This is a genomic window from Methylomonas methanica (assembly GCF_001644035.1).
In the GTDB taxonomy this organism is placed as follows: Bacteria; Pseudomonadota; Gammaproteobacteria; order Methylococcales; family Methylomonadaceae; genus Methylomonas; species Methylomonas methanica_A.
In genome coordinates this window covers 93,923-109,700 of record NZ_LUUG01000073.1, presented here as the reverse complement: position 1 = coordinate 109,700, position 15,778 = coordinate 93,923, and the positions used below count along the sequence as shown (strand labels likewise).

The window sequence follows — 15,778 nt, the reverse complement described above, 5'->3', positions numbered from 1 at the left end:
CGCTGCCCCCGCAACGGTAGATAAGTAAAGAGCTGCGTTTTTGCCACTGTGCGCTTTGCATGGGAAGGTCGTAGATCAGGCGTAAAGCCACTTATAAGCCCGGAGACTGGCCCGGAAGATCATTCGAGACAGCGGAGGGCTGTTTACGGAATGGTCTGAGTCCATGCCTAGCCTGCCTCCGTCTTTTTCGTTTTCCGTTTTTCCTCTGTCCTTTTTCACCCGGATGCGCGGCGGGCGCAGAGGACAATATGCAATCCATTTTATACAGATCTTTATTTCTGGCGAGTACGCCTTTTACGGTGTTGGCGGCGTCTGGCGACGAGGCGATAAACCTTGCCGAGACGGTCGTCACGGCTACTCGCACCGAAACTCGGCAGAGCGAGTTGGCCACAGCGATGACGGTTTATACGCGCCAGGACATCGAAAAACTTCAGGTCAGAACCCTACCCGAGCTACTGAAAGGCACGCCGGGTGTCGATATGGTGCAGAGCGGCGGTTACGGTAAGGACACCAACGTCTATCTGCGCGGCACTAACTCCGATCATGTGCTGGTTCTGATCGACGGCATCAAGGCTGGCTCGGTTACCACCGGCACCAGTGCGTTTCAGTTTATTCCTATCGATCAAATCGAACGCGTGGAAATAACCCGTGGCCCGCAATCCAGCCTTTATGGTTCGGAAGCGATTGGCGGGGTGATTCAGATATTTACCCGAAAGGGCGGCAGCAGCGAACGGCCGAACATCGCGCTGGAAGCCGGCGGCGGCTCTTACGACACGTATAATGGTTCGGCTGCGGTCAACGGCAAATGGGGCAAGGCTTGGTATAGCCTGGGTGCCGCGCAATTGGGCAGCCAGGGCATCAATGCTTTGAGCGGTGTCAGCGTCGCGAGTGGCTATAATCCAGACCGCGACGGCTATAACAACACCAGTCTGAATGCCAAAGCCGGTTACCGGTTCGACAATGGTACCGAGCTGGAGGCGTTTTTCCTGCGGGCCGAAGGTGAAACCGAGATAGACAACTCCATCAGTAGCACCACTGAGTTTGTCAATCAGACGCTGGGGGCGACCGCCAGCGCTAATTTCAGTGATATGTGGCGGTCCACATTACGCATAGGACAAAGCGTGGACGATGCCGATCAGTTTCGGCATAACGGCCTATTCTCCAGCCGTTTTAACACCACGCGCTGGAACGTCAGCTGGTTGAACGAACTGGCCTTGCATAGGGATCACCAATTAACGCTGGGCACAGACTACCGTTTTGATGAAATCGACAGCACCACGCGTTACGCGGAAACGTCCCGCTATGATGTAGGCGCATTTGCCGAGTTGCATAGCCGAGTTTTTGATAAGCATTTTTTGAATGCTTCCTTGCGTTGGGACGAAAACCAGGCTTTTGGCGACAGCGTCACCGGCAATTTTGGCTGGCGGTTCAACTGGAATTACGGTCTCAGCGCGTTTGCCAGTTTCGGCAATGCCTTCAAGGCGCCGACTTTTAACCAGTTATACTTCCCGGGTTTCGGTAACCCTGGCTTACGGCCGGAAAAATCCACCAGTTTCGAAGCCGGTTTTGCCGGACGTCACGATTGGGCAAATTGGGAGCTGCGCGCTTATCACACCAATATCGAGGATTTGATTGTATTCAGTGGTACGCCATCCACTGCCAGAAATATCGGCAAGGCTCAGATAGACGGCATAGAAGCCGAAGTGTCCACGCAAATTTTCGGCTGGAACAACAAACTAAGCATGAACCTGATGACACCGAAGGACAGGCAGACCAACTTGCGTCTGCCGCGTCGGGTGACGGAAAGCTTGTCCTACGATGTTTCGCGTTCGTTCGGCGACGTTGATATTGGCGCCTCCGTGCTGGCTCAGGGCGAACGTTTCGATAACAGTACTAATACCGTGCGGTTGGGCAGCTTCATGACCGCAGATTTACGCACTGCTTATCGTATCGACAAAAATTGGATGTTAAGCGCCAAACTGAATAATATGTTCGACAAACGCTATCAAACGGTCAACACCTATAACAGCTTCGGCAGAAACTTCTATTTTTCGATCCATTACAATTACTAAACCTTTTCTGGAGAACCCTATGAGTCTGAATCAAACCTTGGCTGTCAAACCCGGCGCGGTAGCGTTGATGGCGTTGATGGCTGCCACCCGTTTTCACCATTTCGGTACACCGTTCGCATTGCCTGACGCATCGCTGGCGGTGTTTTTTTTCGCCGGCTTATGGCTGGGCGGACGCTATTTGTTCGCCATATTGCTGGCGGAAGCAGTGCTGATTGATTACTTGGCGATCACTAAACTCGGCGTCAGCGATTTTTGTGTGTCCAAAGCCTACGTATTTCTGATCGGCTCTTACGGCTCGATGTGGTTGGGCGGCAAATGGTGCCGCAAATTCACTATATTGTCGGTAGCCACTGCCGCACAACGTCTGATGGCTCTGGTAGCGGCTACCTCCATCGCGTTTTTGTTTTCCAACGGCAGCTTTTACTGGCTGTCCGGCCGTTATCCCAACGGCTCATTCACACAATATGTTGAGCGCGTGGCGATGTATTACCCGCCTTACCTGACGTCTACCTTGATCTATGGCGTGGTCATTTTCGCTCTGGTCAGTGCCGTAAAATTCTTGCTGGCCGCCAAGGCCACTCACGAAGCTATCTAAGCATTCCGCCAAATCCAGTGGGACGATGAAAATCGTCCCACTGATCGGAGTTGGGCCAATTGGCTCACCCTTTCCTGCGTCTAGGTTCGTTTATCCCTCATAAATCATGATTCTCACCATCAGCATCTTGTTGGCCGTAGCCATCGATTTTTGGTTGGGTGAGCCGCGCGATGCGTATCACCCCTTGGCGCTGTTCGGAAAATGGGCGAGTACTGTCGAAAATCTACTGTTGGACTGCCGACAATCGGATTTCTGGCAGAAACTTAGTGGTGGATTGGCGGTATTTGTGGTCCTGACATCGAGCGTGCTGTGGATACTGGTTCTACCGAGTTGGCCTCCGCTAAACATCGCTGTCGATGTGCTGGTTTTGTATTTTTGTATCGCCGCGCGTAGCTTGCAACAGCATGCATTGGCCGTTCATGTGGCCTTGGTGGGTGGCGACTTGCCGTTAGCGCGACAACAGGTTGGCAAAATCGTTAGCCGTCAGACCGAAGCCATGACCGAAGCCGATGTGCGGCGGGCGGCCATCGAATCGGTTTTGGAAAATGGTGCTGATGCGGTATTTGCGCCTTTGTTCTGGTTCGTCGTATTGGGACCGTTCGGCGCCTTGCTCTACCGTTTCAGCAATACGTTGGATGCTATGTGGGGTTACAAAAACCAACGCTATTTACATTTCGGCTGGGCCGCCGCGCGCTTCGACGATTTGCTGAATTGGTTGCCGGCACGCCTGACGGCCTTGAGTTATGCCTTGCTCGGCAATACCGCGCAGGCCATCAATGCTTGGCGGACGCAAGCGCACTTATTGGATAGCCCTAACGCCGGGCCAGTGATGACCGCTGGCGGTGGTGCCCTAATGTTGCAACTGGGCGGACCGGCTTGCTATCACGGACAAATAAAACAAAAACCCTGGTTTGGCGGCCTACAAGCGCCGGAAAACGACGATATTAAGCGCGCCTGCAAGCTGATGTACCGGACTCTAGTGTTATGGCTGATCGTAATCGGTGCGGGAGATGCTCTTGCTTGAGCACGGCGGACGCTTGCGGCAAGCCGCTAGCCAATATGGCATTCCTTTGTCCGACTGGCTGGATTTGTCCACCGGCATCAACCCCAATGGCTGGCCCGTGCCTGCCATTCCCGCCGCATGCTGGCAACGCCTGCCGGAGGATGATGACGAATTACTTGCGGCGGCACGGGCTTACTACCAAAACGACTCCTTGCTGGCGGTAGCCGGCTCGCAAGCGGCGATTCAATCATTACCTTTGTTACGACCAAAATCGCGAGTCGGCCTGCTGCATCCGGCCTACGCCGAGCATGCCGGCAGCTGGCAAAAAGCCGGGCATCAGGTCATCAGAGTCGAAGAGCGCGCGATAGACGACCACATGGATGAGTTGGAGGTGCTGATTCTGGTCAATCCTAATAATCCCACCGGCCGTCTATGGAGCCGATCGCAGCTGTTAAGCTGGCATGAAAAACTTAGTCGGCGCGGCGGCTGGCTGTTGGTTGACGAAGCCTTTATGGATGGTCTATCCGAGTACAGCCTTACTTCACTACCGTTAAGGCCGGGCTTAATTGTCCTGCGTTCGGTGGGCAAATTTTTCGGTCTGGCGGGCATCCGTTGCGGCTTCGTGATTACCGAGCCGGGCTTGTTGGCTAGACTGGCGGAGCTGCTAGGGCCATGGGCTATAAGCCATCCCGGACGCTATGTCGCGGCGCTGGCGTTGGCTGATCGAGACTGGCAGTCTGCCAATGCTGTATCGCTGGCATTGCAGGGTCAACGTCTACAGCAGCTATTGACAGGCTGTGGCTGGCAGCCCTACGGCGGATGTGATTTGTTTCAATGGGTGAAAAATGAGCAGGCATCCAAGCTGCATGAGCTACTGGCTAGACAAGGCGTTCTGACCCGTTTTTTTCACGAACCTACTAGTTTGCGTTTTGGTTTACCCAAAGACGAGTCAGCCTGGCAAAGATTGGCGCAGGCGTTGACTCATCCCGATATCAGGCAATTAAGCTTGTTTGCGCATACGGAAACCGAATCCGGCGATAACGCTACCAAACAACCATACCGCGCCAGGTAGCGGAACCGGCCCTAATACCGGAATTTCGCGGATATTGCTGTCAGAGATGATGCCGGCGCCGCGATAATCCGCACTTTCGCCTAATTTCCGGTTGATTTCAAAAACCAAATAGCTAGGGTCGGGCAATCCGAATACGCCTTGAAAGTTAGGGTTTTCAAGATCGTTGCCGTCGAGTAGGTTATGATCGAAAAAGGCTGTTACCGAAAACTCTGCTCCGGATACCAGGCCGTTGGCGTCGTATTGGTTATTTGAAGACTCCATGCTGAGTGTCAGTAGGTCATAAATGCCGGCGTTAACGTGACCGGTAAAGCCATGTGCAGCTATCAGATCATCGGTGGTGCTGGTGGCATTGTCGACAATATTAACTACGACACTATCGTTGTCGATGGTAAACGCTTGGCTGTTGACCTGCACCGATAGCGGATTGCTTAGTGCGTAGCTTAAACGCAAACTACCGGACTCTTCGGGAGTGGCCGGGAAAAAAATGCTTTCGGTCGGTGAAAAAGGGTTAAAACTTAATTGACCTGAAAAATTGCCGTTGGTGAAGTTGACGAAATTGCCTGAAAAAGTAAATTCAAGAGCCGCAGTCGCGTTAGCCGAGTATAAAAACGTCGCTAATAGGGCAGATAGTATTTTCATGGTTTGTCCTTAAAGTAAATTTAGTGATACGACTTCTTAGACTTAGCAGCAAGACTAAGTGGAGGCGTAGGGGATACCAATATTTTTGTGAGCGAGTTCAATCTTTGGGTCGATTATCGCGGCAGCCGGTCGATACCGTCAACCCTTGATTTTCCGGGGCAACTGTTAGCTTGCGGCAAACCAGGTGCCAAATTGGAAAGCCGAGAGTTGGGCTAACTAAAAAAGTTTATCCAAAATCGACATCACAATCTCCACCGCAATCAGCCAAATGATGATCCACTCCAAGGCCGAGGAATGCTGGTGTTTTTGTTCATCGGCCAGCATTTCCAGAAGCTCGTGTATTGTCTCAAGCTTTTTTGACAATACGTCGGTGCGTTGCTGAATTTCCAGGTAATTGGCGGCCATCGAGTAAATATGCTGATATTCAGGATGTTCCCAGAAAAATTCCGGGGTATCCAACAAGTCGTAATTGAGGATGATGTCGCTTTTGGTCAGGAACAATTGGCCGCGAATCATGGCCATGGTTTTGCGATTGAGTTTGATCGTGCCTTCCCGCGCCAGCGATTGCGGCAAATGGCTGGTAGCGCGGATCGTGTCGATAGCATGGCCTTCGAAAGCCGCCAGCTTGATCGATTGTGCCATCGCATGCGACAACGCCAGCAATACTTTGAAATCGGCGGACTGGAGTTCGAGATGATCGTGTTGAAAGCGGTCTTGCTCGCAGCCCACTTCGTAGCTGAAATTGTCTTCCTGAGGCTCGGCGTCGGGTTTGATCGCGTAGTCCAGCAGCAAATCCTGCAAAGAGCGCCGGTCGTCTAGGTTGAGGTTCCAGCACACCATCACCCCGTAGGCAAACACAATCGCGCAGCCGGTTTTGTAGTCTATCACTAAGGCGTTTCTGAACAGTTGCGCGCGGGTGGTATCCAGCAGTTTTTCCCGCAATTGTGCGAACTCGAACGACTGTGCCAGGCACACCGTCAAGCAGCGTTTAATGGGTCTGTCGTCAGTCATATCCGGGTTTTCTCAAGTCGGTTTAGGCATTACTTTGTAACACCGACGCGGCAAAACGGTTAAAATAACCGCTTAATCCATCTACTGAAAGCTTATTGCTGAGTGTCATGCCAACTAACTATAACACCGATGATTTAAGAATTTGTGAAACCAAGGACGTGGTGGCGCCGATTCAGGTTCACGAAGAAATCCCGATGACCGAGCAGGCCGCAGCCACTATTCTGCATACCAGGGCGGCGATTCACAACATTCTTACCGGTGCCGACGATAGATTACTGGTGATTATAGGCCCCTGCTCGATCCACGACCCGGCAGCGGCGGTGGAATACGCCGGGCGCTTGAAACTGATCATGGACGAGTTGCAAGACGACCTGGTGATCGTGATGCGGGTTTATTTCGAAAAGCCGCGTACCACGGTGGGCTGGAAAGGCCTGATCAACGACCCGGATTTGAATTCCAGCTTTAACATCAACAAAGGCCTGCACATGGCCCGCCAGGTTCTATTGGACATTAATAACCTGGGTGTGCCGGCCGCTACCGAATACCTGGACTTAATCACCCCTCAATATGTCTCCGATTTGATTTCCTGGGGCGCCATCGGCGCGCGCACTACCGAGAGTCAGGTGCATAGGGAACTGGCCTCCGGTCTGTCTTGCCCGGTGGGTTTTAAAAATGCCACCGACGGCGGGATTCAAATCGCCATCGACGCCATCAATGCCGCTATGAGTCCCCATCACTTTTTGTCCTTGACCAAGGAAGGCCGCTCGGCGATTTTCTCGACACGTGGCAATGAAGACGCCCACATCATCCTGCGCGGTGGCAATAGCCGGCCTAACTATGACGAAGTTAGCGTCGATCAAGTCGCCGAGGGTCTGGAAAAAGCCGGTTTGCGCCCGAATATCATGATCGATTTCAGCCATGCCAACAGCCTTAAAAAATACCAGCGGCAAATGCTGGTGTCGGAAGATGTGGCTAGCCAAATTCGCGGTGGCGACCACCGCATCATCGGCGCGATGGTGGAAAGTCATCTGATCGGCGGTCGTCAGGATGTCGAGGAAGGCAAGCCACTGACTTATGGGCAAAGCATTACCGACGCCTGCTTAAGCTGGGAAGACAGCGCAGAATTATTACATCATCTGGCCGGCGCCGTTGAACGTCGCCGCGCCGCCGCAAAAACACACAAGGTTTAACGCATGAAAATATTGGTCAATGGCGACAATCGCGAATATGGCGAGAACGCTACCGTCGCCGACGTAATTGCCGATTTGGGCTTGACCGGCAAACGCATCGCAGTCGAATTAAACAAAGAAATTTTGCCGTTTACCCAACACACCAGCCAGCGCTTGCAAGCTGACGATAGATTGGAAATCGTGCAAGCCATCGGCGGCGGTCAAGCCGACTACTTTACGCTGGCTGGCAAAAACTATAGTTCACGACTGTTGGTAGGTTCAGGCAAATATAAGGACCTGGAAGAAACCCGCCTGGCCACCGAAGCCAGCGGCGCTGAGATCATCACTGTCGCAATTCGCCGTACCAACATCGGCCAGAATCCGGGCGAACCCAGCTTGCTGGACGTGATTTCGCCGGATAAATACACGATATTGCCCAACACCGCCGGCTGCTTCACCGCCGACGATGCGGTGCGTACTTGCCGCTTGGCTCGCGAATTGTTGGGCGGCCATAAACTGGTCAAACTGGAAGTATTAGCCGACCAACTGACTTTATTTCCGGATGTCGCCGAAACCTATGTCGCCGCCGAATTGCTGGTCAAGGAAGGCTTCGACGTGATGGTGTACACCAACGACGACCCGATTGCCGCCAAGCGTTTGGAAGAAATCGGCTGTGTGGCGGTAATGCCGCTGGCCGCGCCAATCGGTTCCGGTTTGGGCATCCGTAATCCCTACAACATTCTAACTATCGTCGAAAACGCCAAGGTGCCCATCCTGGTCGATGCCGGCGTCGGTACTGCGTCCGATGCGGCGATGGCGATGGAATTGGGTTGCGACGGCGTGTTAATGAACACAGCGATTGCCGCCGCCAAAAATCCGGTGTTGATGGCCTCGGCGATGAAAAAAGGCATCGAAGCGGGACGCGAAGCCTTCCTGGCTGGACGTATGCCGCGTAAGCGTTTTGCGTCGGCATCTTCGCCGATTGATGGGTTGTTTTTGTAACCGAGTATTACCGTGCCGACCATCTCCATGTTCTATGGCATCCTGATCAGGATGTTCTTCTACGACACGGACAAACACAATATTCCGCATATCCATGCTGAATATCAGGGGCAAGTGGCGGTTTATGCGATTCACGATGGAACGGTATTGGCGGGCGAACTGCCCGCAAAGAAACACAAGCTGGTTGTCGCATGGATTGAAATTCACCAGGACGATTTACTCGCTGACTGGCAACTTGCGGTCAGCGGCAAAAAACCATTTCCCATTCGAGGACTCGATCAATGAGAATCGCCGAAATTGTCCCCAAAGATGATTATGTACTCTACATCGTCACCGATGACGGAAAAACCGGTTTATTTGACGTAAAACCCTATCTGGACTCGGAAGCGTTTACTCCCCTTAAGGACAAGACTGAATTTGAACGAATCCATAACGGCCATTATTTTATCGAATGGGACTGCGGGGCAGATCTTTCAGCTGATACCATTCAATTGCGCTGGCAATCGGAACCGCTCAACTAACTCCGGATACCCTACCGTTTCATGAATGCCACGAAGCCTGACTCCGAAAACGACGTAATTTGTTATTGCAGCGGCACCACCGCGCAGCAAATTAAAGCCTTGCTAGCCGACGGCATCGTCGATCTGGAAAGAATTTCCCGCATCACCGGCGCGGCATCCGGTTGCGGTGGCTGCGAGTTCGAATTTCACCAGCTCGTTTCCGAGCATACCCAAGAAGCCTGAAGCAATGGGCTGCTGTGACGATCCCACCGAACCGAAAAAACTCGACCGTCGCGACTTGATCCGTTTGCAGGAACAATACGGCGAACTGGTCCGCGATCTGTTTACCGAAGACCCGGAAAGAGTGATTCTTAAACTGCTGAACGATTCCGGCAGTTATCTGACGGAACTGGCGGCGCTAAACGCCCACCACGCTTCGGTGCGGTTGCGGGCCATTGGTTTATTGGAAAAACCCAGTTCATCGGTGCTGCAACGTATTGCCGAAAAGGAGCCGGAGTCGGCGTTTGGGCTGGCGGCGAAGTCGAGACTGGAGCAGCTTGGCGGTTAAATATTCAACCAAGTACGATACGCTGAGCAAAGTGAGGCATTGGTCGCGATTGATGAGCCTCTTAATTGTCGGCACTGCTTAGTTAGAAAGGCCCCTAGCAGTATTACATCTGACATAATTCAATCTAACCTTTACGCATGAAATTCACCCAGTATTTTGAAATCATGCGCCAGCGACCTGATCGAAGAGACATCGATTTTACTTGGATTGAAAGGGTTATCAATCAACCCACAAAGCAAGTGATTCAAATGGACGGTAGAATACGGCTGGGGGGCGATTGACGAAGCCGGAGGACGATATTTGCGTGTCGTACTTTTGGAAGACGGCGAAACAATTCATAACGCGTTTTTTGATAGGTCATTTACCCCATGAAGATCAAATGGTTTGAAGACACCGATACCTTATATATCGAGTTTAGTAACGCCGAAATTATGGAAACCCGCGATTATGACAATAACACCCTGTTCGATATAGATGCAGCCGGGCAGGTATGCGGCATCACTGTGGAGCATGCCAAGCAAGGTGTCGACCTTCCGCAGTTTTCGTACGAACAAATTGGAAGACAAGCGGCGTAGGACAATATCTGTTGCTTGGATTCAACCCAGTTGAGGGCTAAAATTTATGGGAAATATTCGATGCTAGAACTTGATGTCACATTTAGCCGTACAGTAGAAATATTTTGGTCATGGGCTTGGAGATCTACAGTATTCGGATTACTTGCGGGTGCAGCCATTGGATTTATCGGTGCTTTAATAACAATTGCTTTTGGCTTCGACGATCAAGTGACAAAGCCGATTGCACACTATTTGAGTATTACCACTGGTCTGGTTATTTCCATTTTGGCGCTATCAAAAGTGCTTAAAATGAAATTTTCATCTTTTCGTATTGTGCTTTTACCAGAGCCAAGGCAAGAATAAGCCAATAGGTTTTCCGGCGAAACCAGATTGCCGGAAACGTTTACGATTATTCCGCCAGTTCTTGGGTGATTCAAAAGAGCATGACCTACGTTTTACTCGACTAAAAACAGCTATACCCCATGACCTCACCCCAAAAAATCGACCCCGCTAAAATCAAAAGCTTCATCCGCCGCCAAGGCCGCGCTACCGCCGGCCAAAAGCTGGCATTGGAAAGCCATTGGGACAAGTATTGCCTGTCGCCGCAAGCTGGATTTGATCCAGAGCAAGCCTTTGGTCGCCTAGCACCCTTGATCGTCGAGATCGGTTTCGGCAACGGCGACAGTCTGGCGGCGATGGCGGCAGCCAATCCGGATTTCAATTATTTAGGCATAGAAGTGCACCGGCCCGGCGTCGGCCATTTGATGATATTGCTGGAGCAGCGCGGTATTAGCAATGTGCGGATTTACCACCATGATGCGATCGAGATTCTGGAGCAAAAAATCGCCGGTCATAGCCTGGCCGGTGTTCATCTGTTTTTCCCCGACCCCTGGCAAAAACGCCGTCATCACAAGCGCCGCATCGTCCGACCCAGTTTCGTGGAATTGCTGAACAAGAAGTTGATGGCCGGCGGCTATTTTCATGCGGCCACCGATTGGGAGCATTACGCCAAGGACATGTTGGGGATTTTGTCGGCGGGCACCGGTTTGAAAAATAGCAGCCCGACTAACGACTTTTGTGAACGACCGACTTATCGACCCTTGACCAAGTTCGAAAATCGCGGATTGGGTTTGGGTCATGGGGTTTGGGATTTGATTTTTCGTAAGGTCTAGCGCCTCACCACATCAAATCGTCCGGAATCTGAAACTCGGCATACGGATCGTCGGCGGCCGCCACATCCTGCGTCGCTTCGTTTAACACCACAATACTACCCGCATCCCGCGCCTGTACTTTACGGGCGACCTCCGCCGGTATGATCTCATAGTGCCCATCTATCTTGGCGATGCCGGCCCGGCCGTTGATCAAGGCCTCCCGTACTTTGTCTGCCACGTATAGCGTTTTAACTTTGTTGTCGTCGGTGAAATTGTAAGCCAAGCCGTTTGAGTCTTGAGCGATACGGTTCATGTCGACGATTTGTTTGATTTGCGCGCCCAGGGCTTTTTGTTCCTCGGCCAGCTTGCGTTGCCGATTCAATTCGCGGTCGCGCTCTACTTGTTGCTGGCGCAGTTGCTCTGCACTGAGTTTGACCTCATCGATAATCTCCACGCCATTATTGCGTTCCAGCTTGGTTTGTTTGCGCTTCTCGGCTTTGACTTGCTTGAGCTTGGCGTCGTTGCTGAGGCCGGATTTAAGCAGTTGTTCTTGCAGGGAAAGGGTTTGCGGTTTTTTCATGGCTGGACAGCGGTTTAGCAAGGTTAAAATTCCAGATCAGCATAGCATAAAGTATTACTGGCCCAACATCTTGCCGGTGGCGTACTGCCACCAGCTCAGCGGCTTAGTCAACGGTACATTGCAACGGTCGTAGCCTTCATATTCGATGCCGCGAAAAATGTCTTCACGCAGCCATTGATAGGCGGCCGGCGCGCTTTGTTGCAAGCGTTCCGGGATCAGGATGTATTGCGCCACCAATTCGGCCAGTTTTTCCTGCGTGGTGCCGTCGTAACGGCCCTCGTTGACCTCGCCTAGATATTCGAAAGCCTCGAACCATTTCGACGGCCACAGCGCCAGTTTGGAGTCGGCAATGATTTTCATGATCTCTTCGTCGTTGGAAATCTTGTGGTACTTGTAGAAAAAGTACAGATCGTCCTGACCGTTCCAGAAATGAAAATTATCGATGGTGTGGGCGATTTCATGCACGACGATGGGCAAGCGAAAATCCACCAAATATTGTACGCCGATGTCGCGATACGTGCCGCCTTCCTTGCCTTTATCAAAGGCCTTGACGGTAAACACGATCAGGTTCTGGCCGCTGAACACCTGCGCCACGGTTTGCGAACGAAAGCCTATGCCAGGTATCAGTGTCAACGGGTGGGTGTGATCCTGCCAGATACTGTTTTTGTAGTCCTCCTGAAACGCATCGCGTATCAGTTCCTGCATTACCGTGGGTTTATCGGCAATTTCCTGTTCCAGATTATCTACCGGCTTGGCTTTGCTGATGCTTTGTCTTAAAAAGGCCGGGATCTTGCGAATGGCTTTTTCGAACAGGCGCAGATGGTCGGCGTTGAAGCGTTTGACTTCATAGCGATAGTCGTCGCTGTGTTTAATGACGGTTTTGGTGTCGTAGAACAAGGCGAGCGCCCGCCAGGCCGCTTCGCGGTCATCCCAGTATTTCTCCAGTACGCAGAGTTCGCCGGCGCTATTGTTCGCGCAGTCTTCTCGATAATCCGCCAGATCATCCAGGTGGTCCTGGTTTTTATGATCGGTCAGCACCGCCACTGCATGTTTGCGCAAGTCCGGGTGACCCGCTTCATAAAAACGGATGATGTCGGCTAGTGCGGCGGTGGGGGTAAAGTTTTGTTGGCTGGTGGCGCAAACCAGCTCGGTGTTTTGCGACAGCGGGAAAAAGCGGTTTTGAAACAGCGGTTCCGCTGCGTTGAGGCAGCCAGCGTGTAATAGCAGCCAGCCTAGACCAACCAACCGCAAATCAGTCGAACCTCTCAAGCGTTTATTTATCCAGGCCCATGGCATCCCAGACTTTTTGGATGGCGCCTTCGTCCTTGTAATTGGCCTGTGGCGCGCCGGCCGGGTAATTCAAGGTGTAAATCCGTTCGGCGTCGGCAGCCAATTCATCCATACCCAACTGCCGATAGCCGTCCTGCATGATTTGCAGGGCAAATGGTACCGCCGGGGTGCGTTGGTATTCCTTAATGATGTAATTGGCGCGGTTTACGGCGGCGACATAGGCTTTGCGGCGCATGTAAAAGTCGGCGACATGAACTTCGTACATCGCCATATTGTTGCGCAACGCGATCATCCGCTGCTTGGCGTCGGCGACATATTGGCTGTTGGGGTAGCGGCGGATCAATTCCTGGAAATTATCGTAAGAATCCTTGGCCGGACCGGGGTCGCGCTGCGATGAATCGGTGGGCAGGAAGCGGTCGATAAAGCCGATGCCGCGGTTGTAATTGATCAGACCTTTCAAATAGTAGGCGTAATCGACGCTGGGATTACGCGGATGAATCTTGATGAAACGGTCGGCCGCGGCCAGCGCTGCTTCCGGGTCGTCATTTTTGTAATAAGCGAAGGCCACGTTCAATTGGGCTTGAGCAGCGTAATCGCCGAATGGATACCGCGATTCCAGCGCTTCGTAGAGGGTAACGGCTTTTTGGTAGTTTTTATTATCCAGCGCTTCTTTGGCTTTTTCATGGAACATCTTGTCGTCCCAGCCGGCGTATTCTTCCTCTTTGCTGGCGGAAGAGTCCTTGCTCATGAAGGCATCCAGGGTTTCGCAGCCCTGCAGCATCCAAGCCAGACTGGCGATAAAAACGGTTTTTACTAAAACTAATCGCATACGTTTATCAACACGTTGTAATATTGCGGGTTTTTTGCAGCTTTTGGCGGCGTTCTGGCCGCGAGTATAACTTAAAAACGACTATGACGATATTGACGGCAAGGGTTCCAGAGGAACTGGCGGGTATGCGACTGGACCAGTGTCTGGCCGAAGTGTTTCCGGATTATTCGCGCAGCAAACTGCAAACCTGGATCAAAGCCGGGCGAGTGTTGGTGGATGGCGAGATCATGAAAGGCCGCGAGAAATTGGATGGCGGCGAGGAAATTGAGCTGGATGCCGAAGCCGAGCGCGTGATCGAATACGCGCCTCAGGAAATCCCGCTAGACATTATTTACGAAGATGATTCTTTACTAATCGTGAATAAGCCGGCCGGATTGGTTGTGCATCCGGCTGTCGGCAACTGGGACGGCACCTTAGTCAATGCCTTGCTCAATCACGCTCCCAGCTTGGATACCCTGCCGCGTGCCGGCATTGTGCACCGCATCGACAAGGATACCAGCGGCCTGCTGATGATCGCCAAAACCTTGCAGGCTCATAACAGCCTGGTCGAGCAACTCCAGGAGCGTAGCATCCATCGTGAATATCTGGCGCTGGTAAAAGGCTGGATGACTGCCGGCGGCACCGTCGACGAACCGATCGGTCGCCATCCAGTGGACCGTAAACGTAATGCGGTCGTGCGTCGCGGTGGTAAAGAAGCCATTACCCATTACCGCCTAGAACAACGCTTTAAGCGCCATACGCTGATTCGCGTGAAGCTGGAAACCGGCCGCACTCATCAAATCAGAGTGCATATGACGCACATCAATTATCCGCTGGTCGGCGATCAAGTCTACGGTGGTCGCTTCCAGATGCCGGCCGATTGCAGCCCGGCGTTGGCCGAAGCCTTGCGCAATTTCAAACGTCAGGCCCTACACGCAGCCAAACTGGGTCTGGAGCATCCGGAAACCGGCGAGTATTGCGAATGGGAACAAGCGATCCCCGAAGACATGCAAAACCTATTGAAACTACTGGCGGAAAATGAACTGGATCAAGCCTGATTGGCCGCTGCCGGCGCATGTGCATGCCGCCGTAACCTTGCGCACCGGCGGCGTCAGCACCGGTGCTTACGCCAGCTTAAATCCGGCCGGCCACGTCAACGACGACCCGCAGCATGTTAAAACCAACCGCTACATCATCAAAGACATGCTGCAACTGCCATCCGAACCGGTCTGGCTACAGCAAGTACACGGGGTTCGGGTAGTGAATGCTGATGAAACCGACAGTTTGGCAGAAGCCGACGCCAGTTTCGCCGATCAGCCCGGCACAGTGTGCGCGGTACTGACGGCGGATTGTCTACCCGTGCTGTTCTGCGGAGACGACGGTGAAGTGGTCGCCGCCGCCCACGCCGGTTGGCGTGGCTTGCAGGCCGGCATCATCGCCGAAACCCTATACGCGATGAGTTGCCAGGATGTGCATGTTTGGCTGGGGCCGGCGATAGGCCCGGACAATTTCGAAGTCGGCGACGAGGTGCGGGACGCTTTTATTAAAGACAACCCGATTACCGCCGTGGCATTTCGTGCCAGGCAGCCGGGCAAATGGCTGGCCGATATTTACCGCTTGGCGCGCATTAAACTGGCTGAGCTCGGCGTGGAACAAGTCTACGGCGGCGACCTGTGCACCGTCGCCGATCCACAACGTTTTTACTCGTACCGCCGTGACGGCGCGACCACTGGCCGCATGGCCAGCCTGATTTGGAGAGACTAA

The 15,778-nt window shown here is 52.7% G+C and carries 20 protein-coding genes and 1 riboswitch; of the genes, 15 read left to right on the top strand and 5 right to left on the bottom strand.

Going from position 1 to position 15,778, the window contains the following annotated elements:
- Nucleotides 1-130: riboswitch (cobalamin riboswitch) on the top strand. This riboswitch is flagged as partial in the annotation.
- A gap of 118 nt (nucleotides 131-248) precedes the next feature.
- From A1332_RS12675 to cobD, 4 genes are all read left to right on the top strand, one after another.
- Entirely contained in the window at nucleotides 249-2,072 is a 1,824-nt protein-coding gene (locus A1332_RS12675) for a TonB-dependent receptor domain-containing protein (protein ID WP_064008850.1), read from the top strand.
- A 19-nt stretch (nucleotides 2,073-2,091) separates the two neighbouring features.
- On the top strand, nucleotides 2,092-2,667 hold the full coding sequence (locus tag A1332_RS12670) for a hypothetical protein (RefSeq protein ID WP_064008849.1): 576 nt from the start codon (nucleotides 2,092-2,094) through the stop codon (nucleotides 2,665-2,667).
- A gap of 106 nt (nucleotides 2,668-2,773) precedes the next feature.
- Nucleotides 2,774-3,691 carry an adenosylcobinamide-phosphate synthase CbiB gene (gene cbiB, locus A1332_RS12665; RefSeq protein ID WP_064008848.1) on the top strand — a complete coding sequence of 306 codons (918 nt, stop codon included), beginning with the start codon at nucleotides 2,774-2,776 and terminating at the stop codon, nucleotides 3,689-3,691.
- Nucleotides 3,678-4,742, top strand: coding sequence for a threonine-phosphate decarboxylase CobD (cobD, locus tag A1332_RS12660; RefSeq protein ID WP_231890284.1), 1,065 nt, complete (start codon nucleotides 3,678-3,680; stop codon nucleotides 4,740-4,742). The genes cbiB and cobD overlap by 14 nt, the downstream gene beginning before the upstream one ends.
- On the opposite strand, the gene A1332_RS12655 is transcribed toward cobD, so the two are convergent.
- Together A1332_RS12655 and A1332_RS12650 are read right to left on the bottom strand one after the other, a co-directional pair.
- Nucleotides 4,671-5,381, bottom strand: a complete 711-nt coding sequence (locus A1332_RS12655; RefSeq protein WP_064008846.1) for a PEP-CTERM sorting domain-containing protein — start codon at nucleotides 5,379-5,381, stop codon at nucleotides 4,671-4,673. The two genes, cobD and A1332_RS12655, sit on opposite strands and share 72 nt — an antisense overlap.
- 216 nt (nucleotides 5,382-5,597) lie before the next feature.
- Nucleotides 5,598-6,392: an RMD1 family protein gene (locus tag A1332_RS12650; RefSeq protein ID WP_064008845.1), complete on the bottom strand. Its 795-nt coding sequence runs from the start codon at nucleotides 6,390-6,392 to the stop codon at nucleotides 5,598-5,600.
- Nucleotides 6,393-6,499: 107 nt separating this feature from the next.
- Here A1332_RS12650 and aroG point away from each other — a divergent pair, with 107 nt between their 5' ends.
- From aroG to trmB, 9 genes are all read left to right on the top strand, one after another.
- The gene (aroG, locus tag A1332_RS12645) at nucleotides 6,500-7,582 is read left to right on the top strand and encodes a 3-deoxy-7-phosphoheptulonate synthase AroG (protein ID WP_064008844.1); all 1,083 of its coding nucleotides are present in this window, start codon (nucleotides 6,500-6,502) and stop codon (nucleotides 7,580-7,582) included.
- A gap of 3 nt (nucleotides 7,583-7,585) precedes the next feature.
- Complete coding sequence (gene thiS, locus A1332_RS12640; RefSeq protein WP_064008843.1) at nucleotides 7,586-8,563, top strand: sulfur carrier protein ThiS; 978 nt, start codon at nucleotides 7,586-7,588, stop codon at nucleotides 8,561-8,563.
- Nucleotides 8,564-8,575: 12 nt separating this feature from the next.
- Complete coding sequence (locus A1332_RS12635) at nucleotides 8,576-8,848, top strand: DUF4160 domain-containing protein (protein WP_197491450.1); 273 nt, start codon at nucleotides 8,576-8,578, stop codon at nucleotides 8,846-8,848.
- Nucleotides 8,845-9,084, top strand: coding sequence for a DUF2442 domain-containing protein (locus tag A1332_RS12630; RefSeq protein ID WP_064008841.1), 240 nt, complete (start codon nucleotides 8,845-8,847; stop codon nucleotides 9,082-9,084). The genes A1332_RS12635 and A1332_RS12630 overlap by 4 nt, the downstream gene beginning before the upstream one ends.
- Before the next feature lie 21 nt (nucleotides 9,085-9,105).
- Nucleotides 9,106-9,306: a (2Fe-2S)-binding protein gene (locus A1332_RS12625; protein ID WP_064008840.1), complete on the top strand. Its 201-nt coding sequence runs from the start codon at nucleotides 9,106-9,108 to the stop codon at nucleotides 9,304-9,306.
- 4 nt (nucleotides 9,307-9,310) lie between these two features.
- Nucleotides 9,311-9,631, top strand: coding sequence for a hypothetical protein (locus A1332_RS12620; RefSeq protein ID WP_064008839.1), 321 nt, complete (start codon nucleotides 9,311-9,313; stop codon nucleotides 9,629-9,631).
- Between the two features lie 368 nt (nucleotides 9,632-9,999).
- On the top strand, nucleotides 10,000-10,206 hold the full coding sequence (locus A1332_RS12610) for a DUF2283 domain-containing protein (RefSeq protein WP_064008838.1): 207 nt from the start codon (nucleotides 10,000-10,002) through the stop codon (nucleotides 10,204-10,206).
- A gap of 60 nt (nucleotides 10,207-10,266) precedes the next feature.
- A complete protein-coding gene (locus A1332_RS12605; protein ID WP_064008837.1) occupies nucleotides 10,267-10,548 on the top strand; it encodes a hypothetical protein in 282 nt (93 codons plus the stop codon).
- 119 nt (nucleotides 10,549-10,667) lie between these two features.
- Nucleotides 10,668-11,357 carry a tRNA (guanosine(46)-N7)-methyltransferase TrmB gene (gene trmB / locus A1332_RS12600; RefSeq protein ID WP_064008836.1) on the top strand — a complete coding sequence of 230 codons (690 nt, stop codon included), beginning with the start codon at nucleotides 10,668-10,670 and terminating at the stop codon, nucleotides 11,355-11,357.
- Between the two features lie 4 nt (nucleotides 11,358-11,361).
- Here the strand turns inward: trmB and A1332_RS12595 are convergent, their stop codons facing one another.
- Genes A1332_RS12595 through A1332_RS12585 form a run of 3 tightly spaced genes read right to left on the bottom strand, consistent with a single transcriptional unit; the run spans nucleotide 11,362 to nucleotide 14,035 of the window.
- Nucleotides 11,362-11,916 carry a DUF2058 domain-containing protein gene (locus tag A1332_RS12595; RefSeq protein WP_064008835.1) on the bottom strand — a complete coding sequence of 185 codons (555 nt, stop codon included), beginning with the start codon at nucleotides 11,914-11,916 and terminating at the stop codon, nucleotides 11,362-11,364.
- Nucleotides 11,917-11,970: 54 nt separating this feature from the next.
- Nucleotides 11,971-13,185: a hypothetical protein gene (locus A1332_RS12590; protein ID WP_064008856.1), complete on the bottom strand. Its 1,215-nt coding sequence runs from the start codon at nucleotides 13,183-13,185 to the stop codon at nucleotides 11,971-11,973.
- Between the two features lie 4 nt (nucleotides 13,186-13,189).
- A complete protein-coding gene (locus A1332_RS12585) occupies nucleotides 13,190-14,035 on the bottom strand; it encodes an outer membrane protein assembly factor BamD (RefSeq protein ID WP_082769185.1) in 846 nt (281 codons plus the stop codon).
- A gap of 83 nt (nucleotides 14,036-14,118) precedes the next feature.
- Between A1332_RS12585 and rluD the strand changes: the two genes are divergently transcribed.
- Together rluD and pgeF are read left to right on the top strand one after the other, a co-directional pair.
- Nucleotides 14,119-15,072 (top strand): 23S rRNA pseudouridine(1911/1915/1917) synthase RluD, encoded by a 954-nt coding sequence (gene rluD / locus A1332_RS12580; protein WP_064008834.1) that lies wholly within the window; start codon nucleotides 14,119-14,121, stop codon nucleotides 15,070-15,072.
- On the top strand, nucleotides 15,053-15,778 hold the full coding sequence (gene pgeF / locus A1332_RS12575; protein ID WP_064008833.1) for a peptidoglycan editing factor PgeF: 726 nt from the start codon (nucleotides 15,053-15,055) through the stop codon (nucleotides 15,776-15,778). Before rluD ends, pgeF begins: the two co-directional genes overlap by 20 nt.